This is a genomic window from Bacillus sp. PK3-037, from assembly GCF_054161355.1.
Window position 1 is genome coordinate 1,630,162 of sequence record NZ_CP096408.1, and the last position, 12,790, is coordinate 1,642,951.

At 40.9% G+C, this 12,790-nt stretch carries 19 protein-coding genes, 1 tRNA gene and 1 pseudogene; 16 read left to right on the plus strand and 5 right to left on the minus strand.

The annotated features are described in order from the left end of the window. Nucleotides 1-315 (plus strand): MTH1187 family thiamine-binding protein, encoded by a 315-nt coding sequence (locus M1D69_RS08405; protein ID WP_010334936.1) that lies wholly within the window; start codon nucleotides 1-3, stop codon nucleotides 313-315. A gap of 32 nt (nucleotides 316-347) precedes the next feature. On the opposite strand, the gene M1D69_RS08410 is transcribed toward M1D69_RS08405, so the two are convergent. After that, a complete protein-coding gene (locus M1D69_RS08410; protein ID WP_010334935.1) occupies nucleotides 348-521 on the minus strand; it encodes a DUF2759 domain-containing protein in 174 nt (57 codons plus the stop codon). Between the two features lie 156 nt (nucleotides 522-677). On the opposite strand from M1D69_RS08410, the gene M1D69_RS08415 reads away from it, so the two are divergent. Continuing rightward, nucleotides 678-1,313, plus strand: coding sequence for an MBL fold metallo-hydrolase (locus M1D69_RS08415; RefSeq protein WP_458104030.1), 636 nt, complete (start codon nucleotides 678-680; stop codon nucleotides 1,311-1,313). Nucleotides 1,314-1,352: 39 nt separating this feature from the next. On the opposite strand, the gene M1D69_RS08420 is transcribed toward M1D69_RS08415, so the two are convergent. After that, nucleotides 1,353-1,598, minus strand: coding sequence for a DUF2626 domain-containing protein (locus M1D69_RS08420; protein ID WP_033884711.1), 246 nt, complete (start codon nucleotides 1,596-1,598; stop codon nucleotides 1,353-1,355). A 234-nt stretch (nucleotides 1,599-1,832) separates the two neighbouring features. Between M1D69_RS08420 and mgsR the strand changes: the two genes are divergently transcribed. Then, nucleotides 1,833-2,213: a transcriptional regulator MgsR gene (gene mgsR, locus M1D69_RS08425; protein ID WP_052330300.1), complete on the plus strand. Its 381-nt coding sequence runs from the start codon at nucleotides 1,833-1,835 to the stop codon at nucleotides 2,211-2,213. Nucleotides 2,214-2,278: 65 nt separating this feature from the next. Here the strand turns inward: mgsR and M1D69_RS08430 are convergent. Beyond that, a tRNA-Gln gene (locus M1D69_RS08430) sits at nucleotides 2,279-2,349 on the minus strand. A gap of 96 nt (nucleotides 2,350-2,445) precedes the next feature. Between M1D69_RS08430 and M1D69_RS08435 the strand changes: the two genes are divergently transcribed. Next, a complete protein-coding gene (locus M1D69_RS08435; protein ID WP_458104029.1) occupies nucleotides 2,446-3,285 on the plus strand; it encodes an STAS domain-containing protein in 840 nt (279 codons plus the stop codon). A gap of 78 nt (nucleotides 3,286-3,363) precedes the next feature. On the opposite strand, the pseudogene M1D69_RS08440 reads toward M1D69_RS08435, so the two are convergent. After that, a pseudogene (locus M1D69_RS08440) lies at nucleotides 3,364-4,693 on the minus strand (hemolysin family protein). Nucleotides 4,694-4,835: 142 nt separating this feature from the next. Here M1D69_RS08440 and corA point away from each other — a divergent pair. From corA to M1D69_RS08490, 10 genes are all read left to right on the plus strand, one after another. Continuing rightward, nucleotides 4,836-5,789 carry a magnesium transporter CorA gene (gene corA / locus M1D69_RS08445; RefSeq protein ID WP_458104028.1) on the plus strand — a complete coding sequence of 318 codons (954 nt, stop codon included), beginning with the start codon at nucleotides 4,836-4,838 and terminating at the stop codon, nucleotides 5,787-5,789. Between the two features lie 62 nt (nucleotides 5,790-5,851). After that, a complete protein-coding gene (locus tag M1D69_RS08450) occupies nucleotides 5,852-6,262 on the plus strand; it encodes a CBS domain-containing protein (protein WP_458104027.1) in 411 nt (136 codons plus the stop codon). 321 nt (nucleotides 6,263-6,583) lie between these two features. Further along, on the plus strand, nucleotides 6,584-7,654 hold the full coding sequence (gene comGA / locus M1D69_RS08455; protein ID WP_458104026.1) for a competence protein ComGA: 1,071 nt from the start codon (nucleotides 6,584-6,586) through the stop codon (nucleotides 7,652-7,654). Further along, entirely contained in the window at nucleotides 7,641-8,678 is a 1,038-nt protein-coding gene (comGB, locus tag M1D69_RS08460; protein WP_458104025.1) for a competence type IV pilus assembly protein ComGB, read from the plus strand. The genes comGA and comGB overlap by 14 nt, the downstream gene beginning before the upstream one ends. Before the next feature lie 13 nt (nucleotides 8,679-8,691). Continuing rightward, on the plus strand, nucleotides 8,692-8,988 hold the full coding sequence (comGC, locus tag M1D69_RS08465; RefSeq protein ID WP_458104024.1) for a competence type IV pilus major pilin ComGC: 297 nt from the start codon (nucleotides 8,692-8,694) through the stop codon (nucleotides 8,986-8,988). Next, nucleotides 8,978-9,409, plus strand: coding sequence for a competence type IV pilus minor pilin ComGD (gene comGD / locus M1D69_RS08470; RefSeq protein WP_458104023.1), 432 nt, complete (start codon nucleotides 8,978-8,980; stop codon nucleotides 9,407-9,409). The genes comGC and comGD overlap by 11 nt, the downstream gene beginning before the upstream one ends. Continuing rightward, entirely contained in the window at nucleotides 9,393-9,740 is a 348-nt protein-coding gene (gene comGE / locus M1D69_RS08475; RefSeq protein WP_458104022.1) for a competence type IV pilus minor pilin ComGE, read from the plus strand. Before comGD ends, comGE begins: the two co-directional genes overlap by 17 nt. A 25-nt stretch (nucleotides 9,741-9,765) precedes the next feature. After that, complete coding sequence (comGF, locus tag M1D69_RS08480) at nucleotides 9,766-10,149, plus strand: competence type IV pilus minor pilin ComGF (RefSeq protein WP_458106178.1); 384 nt, start codon at nucleotides 9,766-9,768, stop codon at nucleotides 10,147-10,149. After that, complete coding sequence (gene comGG / locus M1D69_RS08485) at nucleotides 10,150-10,524, plus strand: competence type IV pilus minor pilin ComGG (protein WP_458104021.1); 375 nt, start codon at nucleotides 10,150-10,152, stop codon at nucleotides 10,522-10,524. It begins immediately after the preceding gene. A gap of 71 nt (nucleotides 10,525-10,595) precedes the next feature. After that, entirely contained in the window at nucleotides 10,596-10,775 is a 180-nt protein-coding gene (locus M1D69_RS08490; protein WP_003236949.1) for a YqzE family protein, read from the plus strand. 42 nt (nucleotides 10,776-10,817) lie between these two features. On the opposite strand, the gene M1D69_RS08495 is transcribed toward M1D69_RS08490, so the two are convergent. Then, nucleotides 10,818-11,141, minus strand: a complete 324-nt coding sequence (locus M1D69_RS08495; protein ID WP_024122040.1) for a YqzG/YhdC family protein — start codon at nucleotides 11,139-11,141, stop codon at nucleotides 10,818-10,820. 276 nt (nucleotides 11,142-11,417) lie between these two features. On the opposite strand from M1D69_RS08495, the gene tapA reads away from it, so the two are divergent. Both tapA and sipW read left to right on the plus strand, forming a co-directional pair. Continuing rightward, nucleotides 11,418-12,179: an amyloid fiber anchoring/assembly protein TapA gene (gene tapA, locus M1D69_RS08500; RefSeq protein WP_458104020.1), complete on the plus strand. Its 762-nt coding sequence runs from the start codon at nucleotides 11,418-11,420 to the stop codon at nucleotides 12,177-12,179. Next, a complete protein-coding gene (sipW, locus tag M1D69_RS08505) occupies nucleotides 12,151-12,735 on the plus strand; it encodes a signal peptidase I SipW (protein ID WP_458104019.1) in 585 nt (194 codons plus the stop codon). The genes tapA and sipW overlap by 29 nt, the downstream gene beginning before the upstream one ends. Nucleotides 12,736-12,790 lie beyond the last annotated feature (55 nt).

The following is a 12,790-nucleotide window of genomic DNA, read 5'->3' on the forward strand; positions in this document are numbered from 1 at the left end:
ATGGCTATCGCAGATGTAACCATTATCCCAATCGGAACAGAAACACCTAGTGTGAGCGCCTACGTGGCGGATGTGCAGAAGATTTTAGAGGGCTACAAGGCAGAAGGGAAAATCAAATATCAGCTGACACCAATGAACACACTGATTGAAGGCGAGCTCAGCGACCTTTTTACTGTGATTCAGGCGATTCACGAAGCGCCGTTCCAAAAAGGACTCCACAGAGTGGCGACCAACATTCGCATCGATGACAGACGGGACAAAAAAACGACGCTTGAAAGTAAAATAGAAAGCGTGAATAAACATTTACAGCAATAAAAAATAAACCTGTATCCCATTGGATACAGGTTTTAATGAGCAGTAGGATAACCGCTGTTTATCACCGTCATCACTGTAAACCAGCCAAACACACACAAGGTGGCTCCGGCTAATAAAAATCCAAGGATATTTTTGTTTTTCACAGAACGCAAGACTCCCCATAAAGCGAAAAGAGCGACAAGGCCGAAAATCACGACAAGTAACATTACGCAGCCCCCTTTACATTGAAAAACCTGCAATTCTTTCCATTTTTATTCTACCCGTTTTCAATGTGTTTGTCGATAGCGTTTTCATAGCGATTGTTTGAATCTTTTTTGAAAAAACCTCATAATAGGAGCATAAAAAGGAAAGAGGTGAGAAAAGTGAAATGGAGAAGAATGCCTGTAGGACCGATTCAAGCGAATGCATATTTTTTAATCAGTGATGATCAATGCCTGATTTTTGATCCGGGCGGCGAGGGAGATAAAATCAATCAATACATAAAAGAAAAAGGATTAACGCCTTTAGCCATTTTACTGACACACGCCCATTTTGACCATATTGGGGCGCTGGATGACGTGAGAGACAGATGGGATATTCCTGTCTATCTGCATCAAAATGAAAAGAATTGGCCTACAGATGCCTCATTAAACGGCTCAGGAATGCTGAGAGGGATAGAAGTGACAGCTAAGCCGGCAGATCATTTGATTGAAGGGGACGGTGAACTGAATATTGGGCCTTTCCATCTGGAGACGCTATTTACACCGGGGCATTCCCCGGGAAGCGTTTCATATTACGTGAAGGATGCCGACCTGGTGATTTCCGGTGATGTCCTGTTTCAAGGCGGGATAGGCCGTACAGATTTACATGGAGGCGACCAAGAAACGCTGCTGACGTCTATCCATGAAAAATTGCTTACGCTGCCGGAGCACACATTGGTGTTAAGCGGACATGGCCCTGAAACTGACGTGCAGACTGAGCAGGATCAAAATCCGTTTTTAAATGGTTTTTCATTATAGAAAAAGAGACAAGCCGATGAGGTTTGTCTCTTTTTGCATTTAATGTCCTCCGCCGCCTGGTGCCATAATAAAAATGGAATAGTATGTGAAGCCGGCAAAGAAGATGGTTAAATAAGCGCCAAAGATATAAATGTACATCCGTTCTGTTAAATTCAAATACGATAGAAACACAAATAAGATCGTCTGTCCAAAAAATAAAAGGGAAGCATCTTTCATATCACCTAAATAAAACATGACTGCAAATATTCCCGTCCAAAATCCTAACACCCGGAACATGCGATTCATTTTTTATCCCCTCCCGAGAGTCCCTCTGACTGTTATTATAATAGATCACGGACAAAAATGTAAACATTTTCATTATTAATATGAAAAATGGTATTCAACCCTTTGATTGCGTTTTCTATTATATGTGCGGTTTTTTAGAAATAACCCGAAAAAAAAGTTCAATAAATGGTTTAAAGAAAAATTGATACGGGTAGTTATTCTACAAAGAGATGGTTAACTGGAGGAGGAAAAAACATAATGGAACAATTAACTTTTTACTCATACCCAAGCTGCACGTCATGCCGAAAAACAAAACATTGGCTCAAAGCGCACCAGATTGAATTTAACGAACGGCACTTATTCAGAGAAACTCCAACGATGGATGAATTAAAGTATATTTTATCTTTAACCACAGAAGGAATTGACGAAATTTTAGCAACAAGAAGCCAAACGTTCAAAAATTTAAATTTAAACATTGAAGATATGACTGTAAACGAAGTGCTGGAACTTTTAATTGAGAAACCGAAGCTTTTGCGCCGTCCGATTCTCGTGGACAACAGGAAGCTTGTTATCGGATACAATCCGGGGGAACTGTTAAAGTTATCGAAGAAGAAAACGATTCATCAATCTGCATGATGAAAAACCGAAGATCCGCTGATTTGCTTGAATCAGCTTATCTTCGGTTTTTCACGGTTCAGAAACTGGGCTAGCTGGATTCGAACCAACGATCACGGAGTCAAAGTCCATTGCCTTACCGCTTGGCTATAGCCCATTGAATATAAAAATAGTATGTGTAACGTGAGACAAGTTATACATATCAATCATACACTTTTTGAAAGATAAACATCACAGGAGGTAACCGATTGAAATGACAGCTCTAGATCAGTATTTAACAGAGCACAAAGAAGACATTACACTCCAATGGCTGGAAACGTGCACGTTAAAAGGAAGTTTGCTGTATTCTGCAAAAGATCAGCAAAAATTAGAACGAAAATTAAAAGACCAGCATGAATCATTGGTAGCCATTGTAGCCAAATCCATTAGAAAAGAAGAGGTGAAGGATCAGCTTAACCAATGGTCACTTCAATGTGCCAGAGACCGTGCTGTTCATGAAGTGACCGTGACGGAAAGTGTCAGTCAGTTTAACGCTTTCAGACACATCATGTGGCGGTGGATTCAGGACTTCAGCGAAGCCGCTTCTTCCCAAGAAATCGGCATCCAGGAGATATTTGAGTGGAGCAAGATTTTGAATCAAACGATTGATGAGATTATCGAGGTATTTACAGAAGAATATCATCAGGTCACGGTGATCCAATTGAATGCGCAAAAAGAAATGATCAATGAATTGAGCGCACCGATTATGCCGATTTCTAAAGAGATTGGGATTCTTCCCCTTGTTGGTGAAATTGACACGTACAGAGCGAGAACCATTTTGGAATCCGTTTTGGCCCAATGCTCGGCGTTAAAGCTTTCATATTTATTTTTAGATATATCCGGTGTTCCCATCGTCGATACGATGGTTGCCTATCAAATCTTTAAAGTGATTGACAGCACCAAACTGCTGGGCATTGAGACGATTATTTCAGGAATCAGGCCTGAAATCGCCCAGACTGTTGTGAAGCTCGGATTAGATTTTTCGAATGTGAAAACAGAGCAAAGTCTTGCTAAAGCTTTAGCCAACAAAGGATTTAAGATAGAAGAATCTTAAGATGTCCCTTAAGGGATGTACTTTTTTGAAGCACGTTCAACAATGAAGAGAAGCAACAGCTGAACAGCCTGTGCTAGGCTATTCAGCTTTTTTTACTTCGATAAACAAAATATGGTGACTGTCGATGTCTTTTACCTTGAATGAGTAGCCGTCATATTCAATGACACTTTCAGGCTCGGCGTCTATGTTTTGTGTGAGAAACCAGCCTCCGAGCGTATCGACTTCAGCATCTGATAAATCAGTTCCAAGCAGGTTATTCACGTCACTGATTAATAATTTCGCATTTAATAAATAATGATCTTTTCCCAGCTCACGAACATGAGGCACTTCATCTGCATCGAATTCATCGCGTATTTCTCCTACAATTTCTTCAATAATATCCTCGACGGTGATCAATCCTGAAGTTCCGCCATACTCATCAATAAGAATCGCCATATGAGTGCGTTCCTTTTGCATTTTGATGAGTAATTTGTAAATCGGAATGGTCTCAATAACATGAATGACGGGCTGTATGAAGGGTTCAATTTTGTGCTTCTGAAAAGAAAAATCTTTCGTCAGCAATGAAAACAGCACTTCTTTCATATTGATCACGCCGATGACGTTATCTTTATCTTCTTTTACAACCGGGTAACGGGTATATTTGGTCTGCTTAACCGTTTCCCGCATGCTTGGAATCGAGTCATCCTCAATAGACAAACTGACCATTTCGTTTCGCGGGACCATGATTTCCTTTGCCATTCGTTTATCAAATGTAAAGATATTATTCATATATTTTAATTCGCTTTTTCTGATTTCTCCGCTTTTATAGCTTTCGGTCAACAGTACTCTAAGTTCTTCCTCCGTATAAGCCAGTTCATGCTCTGATGCCGGCTTCAGCCCAAAAAGTCCTGTGATCATTCTGGCAGACTGGTTAAGGAGCCAAATGAACGGAAACATGATTTTATAAAACCAGATTAATGGTTTCGCGAGCATCAGCGTAATGCTTTCTGCTTTTTGAATCGCGAAGCTCTTCGGTGCCAGCTCCCCGATGACGACATTTAAATACGTTACCACTAAAAAGGCGATAATAAGGGAAAGAAGATGGGTAAGCGACTCGTTTAAACCTGCCTTATGAAAGAGCGGACGAAGCAGAGTCTGTACAGTCGGTTCACCCAGCCAGCCGAGTCCTAAAGCTGCGACCGTGATGCCCAGCTGGCAGGCTGATAAATATTCGTCAAGATGTGTGACCACATGTTTTGCCGCTTTAGCGCCTTTTTTGCCTTTGGCGACAAGCTGATCAATTCTGGATCGCCTTACTTTTACGATTGAAAATTCTACGGCGACAAAAAATCCCGTTAACAAAATTAAAAACGCGACTGCTAATAAATTGATAAATTCCAAAATAAACTGCCTTCTCCAAGGAAGGCATGCACCTCCCTTTCCGATGTCTTTCTACATTCCATACCACCGGCAAAAGCTCACAAAACATGTGATAAAGTGCCTAAATGGTTTAGGAATGCTTCTCTTTGGGCAATTAAAGAACAAAGAATAAAAGTCTGGAGGATCGTAACATGAAGGTACATACAGGTGAAGATTGGTTTTGGTACCAAATGGGGCCTCAGGAAAGAGATAAGGCAAGAGATCTGATCCATTTTTCTCATTGGCCGCAATGTGAAAAGTGGTTTGAAAATAATCATCATATTAACTTTTTGCGCGTGGATACAACAGAAGCTGAGAATGAAGCGGTATTCGGCTCGATTGTATATGATCAGGGGCTTGGTGAAGAAAAAGACCATACCGTTTTTCACTTCTATATTACAAGGCAATATTTTTTCACAATTAACTTTGATTTTTCAATTTTGGAGGGGATTAAGGGAAAACAAGTTGTCCAGCAAATGGAAAGAGCGAACAATGCAATAGAGGGGTTTTTGATTCTTCTCGGCGAACTAATGAATGCGTATTTAATCGGTGTAGATGAATTTGAAGTAAAGCTGAGAAAGCTCAGATGGCAAATCAAAGACGACAATAGCAAAAGCATTTTAAATCGCGTCCATCTCCTGCGCCATGAGCTGATGATTTGGAAAAACTTAATCCTTAGCGCTAAAAAAATTGAAATGGCGTTGAAAGAAACCTTTTTGCCTCAAAATGAAGGAAAAAAGGATTATCAGCGGACACACCTGAAAATTGACAGAGGGTTTACATACATCAGCGAATTTGAAGGGGAGCTTAACAATCTGCTGCATTCAGAGGAAGTCATTACCTCGCACAGGGGAAATGAAATTGTAAAAGCGCTGACCATTTTTACGACGCTTTTTACGCCGATTACAGCGCTGGGGGCCCTCTGGGGGATGAACTTTTCTGTGATGCCTGAGCTGAATTGGAAATACGGTTATGTCTTTTCTCTTTTATTGATTATCACTTCTACAGTCTTAATCTACCTATATTTGAAGAAGAAAGGCTGGACGGGAGATATGCTGCAGGAACGGAAGGATAAAAAGAAATCTCGAAAACGGCGGATACTATAGAATGTTTCATTTTTTGTGCAGCGGATAAAGAATAAATAGAACACGGTAAAGGAGGAATTGAAATGAAAGTAAGAGCTATCATGACTGCGAATGTAGAATGCTGTGAGCCAACCGCATCAGTCACTGAACTAGCCAAAAAGATGAAAGACTCCAATGTCGGTTCGATTCCAATTTGTAAAAGCGGCAGACTTCAAGGCATCGTTTCTGATCGGGACATTGTCACAAGAAGCTTAGCTGAAGATCAAATGGAGGCGAAAGCAAGTGATATCATGAGCACAGAAGTCGTTTCCGGTCATCCTGATATGTCTGCTGATGAAGCGAGTCAGCTCATGGCAGAGCATCAAATCCGCCGTTTACCGATTCTTGAAAATGAACGTTTAACGGGTATTGTTGCGTTAGGCGACCTTTCCGTTAAGAAAGACACAGACCAGAAAGCCGGAAAAGCATTAAGTGAAATTTCTAAATCAGCATAACAAACAGTTCGGAAGAGGTAACTGCCTCTTCCTTTTTATTTTGTATACAATAAACTGATTCGCCAATTTTAGAATGCGTCAAACTCCGATTTATAAATCCCTCTTTGGATGCCAGAGCCGGACTGCGTACATCTGTACATCAATCTCTTTTCAAATCCTTATTAAAATTAAAAATGATGTGATACATATAGCTGAATTTCTATTTTTGATAGGATTGAAATGTTTTTTTAAGTTGTAAATACATCAGAAAATCACATTTTCTTTGTTTGATTACCATGTCTTCTTTTTCTACAATACGCTTTGAAAGGAGAGGGAATCAAATTGGATTCGATAGAAAAAATAAGCAAAACTTTAATTGAAGAGGCATATAGGACGAAGGCCTCTGACATTCACATTGTGCCGAGGGAACGGGACGCAATCATTCATTTTCGGGTTGACCATGCATTGCTTAAAAAGCGAAACATGAAAAAAGAAGAGTGTGTAAGGCTCATTTCTCATTTTAAGTTTCTCTCAGCTATGGACATAGGGGAAAGAAGAAAGCCGCAAAATGGATCTCTTACTCTAAAATTAAAAGAGGGTGACGTTCACTTAAGGATGTCAACGCTCCCGACAATTAACGAAGAAAGCCTCGTCATCAGAGTGATGCCTCAGTATAATATCCCTTCGATTGACAAACTGTCTTTATTCCCAAAGACAGGAGCCACCTTGCTTTCATTTTTAAAACACTCCCACGGCATGCTGATTTTTACCGGGCCAACAGGCTCTGGGAAAACAACAACATTATATTCTCTGATCCAATATGCAAAAAAACATTTTAATCGAAACATTGTCACACTTGAAGATCCAGTGGAAACGAGGGATGAAGATGTTCTTCAAGTGCAGGTGAATGAAAAAGCCGGTGTCACATATTCCACAGGACTGAAGGCAATATTGCGCCATGACCCCGATATGATCATTTTAGGTGAGATTAGAGACGCTGAAACAGCCCAAACCGCGGTGCGGGCAGCGATGACTGGTCATTTAGTGCTGACGAGCCTTCATACGAGAGACGCGAAGGGCGCGATTTACAGGCTGCTTGAATTTGGGATTAATATGAATGAAATCGAGCAAACGGTTATCGCGATAGCGGCTCAGCGTTTAGTTGATTTGGCTTGCCCGTTTTGTGAAGACGGATGTTCATCAGTGTATTGCCGGCTGTCACGAAACGTCAGGAGAGCAAGCGTATACGAGCTGCTTTACGGGAAAAACCTTCAGCAGTGTATTCAGGAAGCGAAAGGGGACAATGCAAATTACCAATATCAAACGCTGCGTCAAATTATAAGAAAAGGGATTGCGCTCGGCTATTTAACGACAAACAACTATGACCGGTGGGTTTATCATGAAACAGATTAGAAAAGTTTGGCCGTTAAAGGATCAAGCCTATTTACTGAAAAGGCTGGGTGAAATGACAGCGGGCGGATACAGTCTTTTAGACGGATTGCGCCTGATGCAGCTGCAAATGAATAAAAGGCAGCTGGCGGACTTGGCTAACGCAATAAGACGGTTGAGAGAAGGGGAATCGTTTTACCATGTATTAAAGAGCTTGTCATTTCATAAGGAAGCCATTGGTATTTGTTTTTTTGCTGAAACACATGGAGAATTGCCGGCTTCTATGATTCAGAGCGGGGAGCTGCTGGAACGAAAAGCAGGCCAGGCAGAACAGATAAAAAGGGTGTTGCGATATCCTCTTTTCCTCATCTTTACTGTTGTTGTCATGCTTTATATGCTGCAAAACATCATTATCCCTCAGTTTTCCGGTATTTATCAATCGATGAATGTAGAAACCTCACGCACAACAGACATCATTTTTGCGTTTTTTCAGCACCTTGATGCTGTGTTCATATTAATGGCCATTTTGGCTGCAGGGATAGGTCTTTATTATTGGTTTGTGTTCAAGAAAAAATCCCCTGACCATCAAATGCTCATTTGCGTAAGCATTCCTTTGTGTGGAAAGCTGGTCAGGCTGTTTAACAGCTACTTTTTTTCTTTACAGCTGAGCAGTCTGCTAGCATCAGGTCTTTCTATTTATGACAGTTTGAAAGCATTTAGGCATCAAACGTTTCTCCCTTTTTACAGCTATGAAGCTGAACAAATGATTGAACGGTTAAAAGCCGGTGAAACCATTGAAGCTGCTTTATGGAAACGGCCTTTTTACGAAAATGATTTTTCAAAAGTGATATCTCATGGCCAGCTAAGCGGCCGCTTGGATCGGGAACTCTTCACATACAGCCAGTTTATATTGCAGCGGCTTGAGGACAAGTCACAAAAATGGACAGGTATTCTTCAGCCCATTATTTACGGATTTGTCGCAGGGATGATTTTAGTTGTTTATCTATCGATGCTCCTGCCTATGTATCAGATGATGAATCAAATGTGAAAGGAAGAGGCGGATGAATGAGAAAGGGTTTACACTTGTGGAAATGCTGATCGTGCTCTTTATTATTTCTATTTTGCTATTGATCACCATACCGAATGTAACAAAACATAATCAAACCATTCAGAAAAAGGGCTGTGAAGGCCTGCAAAACATGATAAAGGCGCAGGTAACAGCATATGAACTCGATCATGACGGGAAGACACCAAGCCTCGGCGATTTACAGGCAGAAGGTTATGTGAAAAAAGATGCGGTTTGTCCAAATGGAAAGCAAATTATCATTAACGGCGGGGAGGTTAAGGTTGAACATTAAAATAAAAGGGGAAGCTGGATTCACCCTTTTAGAAAGCCTGCTTGTTTTAAGCCTCGCCTCTATTATGCTGATCGCGGTGTTTACCACGCTTCCTCCTGTTTATGAAAATACAGCATTACGGCAGACAGTATCCCAGCTAAAAAACGATATTTTACTTGCACAGCAGACCGCTATTTCCAATCATCAAAGAACAAAAATTCTTTTTCAAGAGAAAAAATATCAATTAATCATAGGTGACACTGTTATAGACCGTTCGTATCATCATGGTCTTTTTGCAGAATCACTGACATTAAAAGACCGCTTGGAATTTAACGAGAAAGGGCACCCCAATATAGGCGGGAAAATCCGTATAAAAGGAAGTGCCGCCTATGACATAACAGTTTATTTAGGGAGCGGAAGAGTGAATGTGGAGAGAAAATAAAGGCTTTTCTACAATTGAAACAATGGCTGCCCTCAGCATATGGCTGTTTATGCTTCTGACGATCGTGCCGTTGTGGAACAAGCTGATAGCTGATGAACATATAGCGGAGTCGAGAGAAATTGGTTATCAGCTTGTTAATGAAAGCATAGGCAAATATATGCTGACAGGAGCAGGAAATTCGTCACAAACTGTTTCGATCAACAATAGCAAATACTCGATGACATGGGAGGAGGAGGGTGAGTATCAAAACGTATGCATCACATCAGACGCCTATAAAGACAAGCCATTTTGCCTCAGCATTTTGCGGACAGACTGGCTATACGCTTCTTAATGTATTATTTTCGCTCTCTGCTTATTTGCTCATATCAGGATCGTTAGCGATGTTCTTTCATCTATTTTTGACACGTCAACAGGAGAATGAGGGCTTCATGCAGCGGGAATGGGTCATTTCGGTAGAGCAGATCATGAATGAGTGCAAGCAGTCGCAGACGGTGCAGACAGATGAGCATGGCAGCGTCGTAATCTGCAGAAATCTGTCAGGGCATGAGGTCCGTTTTGAAATCTACCATTCAATGATCAGGAAAAGAGTAGACGGAAAAGGGCATGTTCCGATCCTTGACCATATTAAAACAATGAAAGCCGGGGTTAAAAACGGGATGCTTTGGCTGAAAGTCAAGAATGAGAATGATAAAGAGTATCAAACCGCTTTTCCGGTATATACGTCGTTAGGAGGTGGGTGAATGTACTACTCAAAAGGGTTTATCTATCCGGCCGTTCTTTTTACATTTGCCCTTGTGATGCTGATTGTGAATTTCACCGCCCCTCAATTTGTTTCACGCCATATGTTTGAGAAGGAAACAAAAGAGTATTACGCAGGAGAAAATCTGCTGCAAAATGGCGCGCTTCTATCCATTAGGCATATACTTGAGCACAGACCAGGCCGAAAGGGTTCACAGCAGTTTCAATATGGACATGTATCTTATGACATTCGCAAAACAACCATAAAAGAACAGCAAGAAATCACTCTTAAAGCCATCACAGAGTCGGGAACAGAAAAAAGCGCTCAGCTGCTGTTCGATCAAAATCAGAAAAAACTGCTGAGCTGGACAGAATAAACCAGCGGTATGTGTATAAAAAAAGTCGTGTGAGCCAACACTTCATAATAACTGAATGATGAGGTGATCACGTGAAAACGAATGATTATGTCAAATATATGACTCAGCAATTTGTGAAATATATAGACACTCCGAAAGATGAGCGAAAAGAACGAAAAGAGGTTCGAAAAGAAACAAAAACGCCTGCTTCTCAGCATTGGTTCGGTATTTTACCTTATGGTTTTAGGCTATGGCTAAAAAGAAAAAAATAAATTGTACCAATATAACGAATAAGGTCCTTCACATGGAGGACCTTATTGATATTCTTCTAAAATTGCAATTTTATTCACCTTTTGACTATGAGGATCGAAAGAAATTGTGACAAACACGCCGAATTCCTTTGAGCCTTCTCTCAGGGTTAAATGATATTGCTTCACAGCTTCGTCTTTTCTTTTGCGGTCCCAAACTTTTTGTTTAACCAGTACCTGTGCGAGCGGGTACCTTTTTTTTGCTTCTTTTACAGCAAGCTCTTCCCATTTTGACATGTGGCGGGCGGTTACAAGCGGCCCTTCTTCTGCTTGTGCGGCACTGGTGCCGAAACCGAGAAGAGACAGACAAATCACACATTGTTTGATCATAAGCCGTCACCCCTTCTTTGTTGTTTATTATTTCCAAATGTTAAGCGGATATGCATTTAATTTCTCACATAACAATCCCAAAAAATTCTAAAAACTTAAAAAGATGAGCAATATTGAGTAAGGCTATGCAATATGATGAAAACATTCTTTTAAACGAACAAAATGGCGGATTTTGGTGTTTTTAAATCCTTCAATCATTGATTATACTCAGTTTGTGCGGTTCTTAAAAGAGAACGATTGTCACATCAAGTTACAGTGTTTTACAGGGGGTAAGGTATGTTTCGATTGTTCCGCAATCAGCATAAGGCTAAGACAAAATTAAGAGTGCTGCTTGTTTTTCAGCTTTCAGCCATATTCAGTCTGACAGCCGCTATATGCTTACAATTTACCGGAGATACAAGCGCTGCTTTTTATGATATTGAAAACTTTGATGTTTCGCTTCAAACGTGTGAGAACTTTCAGCATACAGATAAAAACTGTCATTATGATAAACGGTGGGACCAAAGTGATTTACACGTGGTGAATCAAACAGATACAAAAGGTACTGTCTGTTCCCCTGTTCGTCTATTTGCCGAGCTGGAAAACAGAGGCGAGAAACTTAAGAAATCGAAATGGAAGTGGGAGCTTCATAAACTGGCAAACATCCGCAAACCGCTAAAAGACGGGAACGTAAAAGATAAAGGATACGTTTCCACCCAAATAGGCGAATCACTTTACAAAATTGAAACAAAGAAAAAAGTGAAACCCGGCATTTATGCGTTTAAAGTATATAAACCGGCCGGCTATCCGGCGGACGGCAGCAAGTCTGAGTGGTCGGAACCAATGACAATTGTGAAGTGTGACGAAAAACCGACAGCACCGAAAAAGGAAAGTCAGCCGGCTGTGAAAAATCAGCACAATCAAGCAGACAGTGACAGAAAAGACAAAACAGATAAAGAAAAAACAGCTGACAAAGCTGTAACTGAAGACAAAGAAAATCAACCAATTCAGAAGGAAAGCGGGGAAGAGGATGAAAAAAGCATTAAAGCTGATCAGTAATATCCTTTACGTAATCATCTTTACTCTGATCATTGTGTTAACGCTAGTTGTCATATCAACACGTTCATCCGGGGGAGAGCCGGCAGTGTTCGGATACACGCTGAAATCAGTACTGTCTGGCTCAATGGACCCTGAATTTAAAACGGGCTCATTAATTCTCGTTAAAGAAATCACAGATGTGAAAGAGCTCCAAAAGGGCGACGTAATCACATTTATGCAGGATGCAGACACAGCGGTGACCCATAGAATTATTGATATGAAAAAGCAAGGCGATCATTTGTTATTCCAAACAAAAGGGGATAATAACGCCGCAGCTGATTCTGCGCCTGTGTCGGATGAAAGTGTCCGCGCGCAGTATACAGGTTTTCAGCTTCCTTATGCCGGCTACATGCTTCATTTTGCCAGTCAGCCGATCGGCACTGCTATTTTACTGATTGTTCCCGGCGTTATGCTGCTGATCTACTCCTTTGTGACAATCAGCAGTGCGATCAGAGAGATTGAAAGAAAGACGAAAGCCTTGGAAACAGAGACAAAGGACAATACGATGTCCACTTAACATCAGTTGTAAACCTGGCAACAGGTTTCGATAATATAATCATTCAATAAAAGGG

What these genes read in the sequence shown, in the direction of transcription:
- M1D69_RS08435 (WP_458104029.1), top strand. Translation starts at nt 2,446, where the DNA reads ATGACAGCTCTAGATCAGTATTTAACAGAGCACAAAGAAGACATTACA.
- comGG (WP_458104021.1), top strand. Translation starts at nt 10,150, where the DNA reads ATGTACTACTCAAAAGGGTTTATCTATCCGGCCGTTCTTTTTACATTT.
- comGE (WP_458104022.1), top strand. Translation starts at nt 9,393, where the DNA reads ATGTGGAGAGAAAATAAAGGCTTTTCTACAATTGAAACAATGGCTGCC.
- sipW (WP_458104019.1), top strand. Translation starts at nt 12,151, where the DNA reads ATGAAAAAAGCATTAAAGCTGATCAGTAATATCCTTTACGTAATCATC.
- corA (WP_458104028.1), top strand. Translation starts at nt 4,836, where the DNA reads ATGAAGGTACATACAGGTGAAGATTGGTTTTGGTACCAAATGGGGCCT.
- M1D69_RS08420 (WP_033884711.1), bottom strand. Translation starts at nt 1,598, where the DNA reads ATGAATCGCATGTTCCGGGTGTTAGGATTTTGGACGGGAATATTTGCA.
- comGB (WP_458104025.1), top strand. Translation starts at nt 7,641, where the DNA reads ATGAAACAGATTAGAAAAGTTTGGCCGTTAAAGGATCAAGCCTATTTA.
- M1D69_RS08410 (WP_010334935.1), bottom strand. Translation starts at nt 521, where the DNA reads ATGTTACTTGTCGTGATTTTCGGCCTTGTCGCTCTTTTCGCTTTATGG.
- tapA (WP_458104020.1), top strand. Translation starts at nt 11,418, where the DNA reads ATGTTTCGATTGTTCCGCAATCAGCATAAGGCTAAGACAAAATTAAGA.
- M1D69_RS08405 (WP_010334936.1), top strand. Translation starts at nt 1, where the DNA reads ATGGCTATCGCAGATGTAACCATTATCCCAATCGGAACAGAAACACCT.
- M1D69_RS08450 (WP_458104027.1), top strand. Translation starts at nt 5,852, where the DNA reads ATGAAAGTAAGAGCTATCATGACTGCGAATGTAGAATGCTGTGAGCCA.
- comGC (WP_458104024.1), top strand. Translation starts at nt 8,692, where the DNA reads ATGAATGAGAAAGGGTTTACACTTGTGGAAATGCTGATCGTGCTCTTT.
- M1D69_RS08495 (WP_024122040.1), bottom strand. Translation starts at nt 11,141, where the DNA reads ATGATCAAACAATGTGTGATTTGTCTGTCTCTTCTCGGTTTCGGCACC.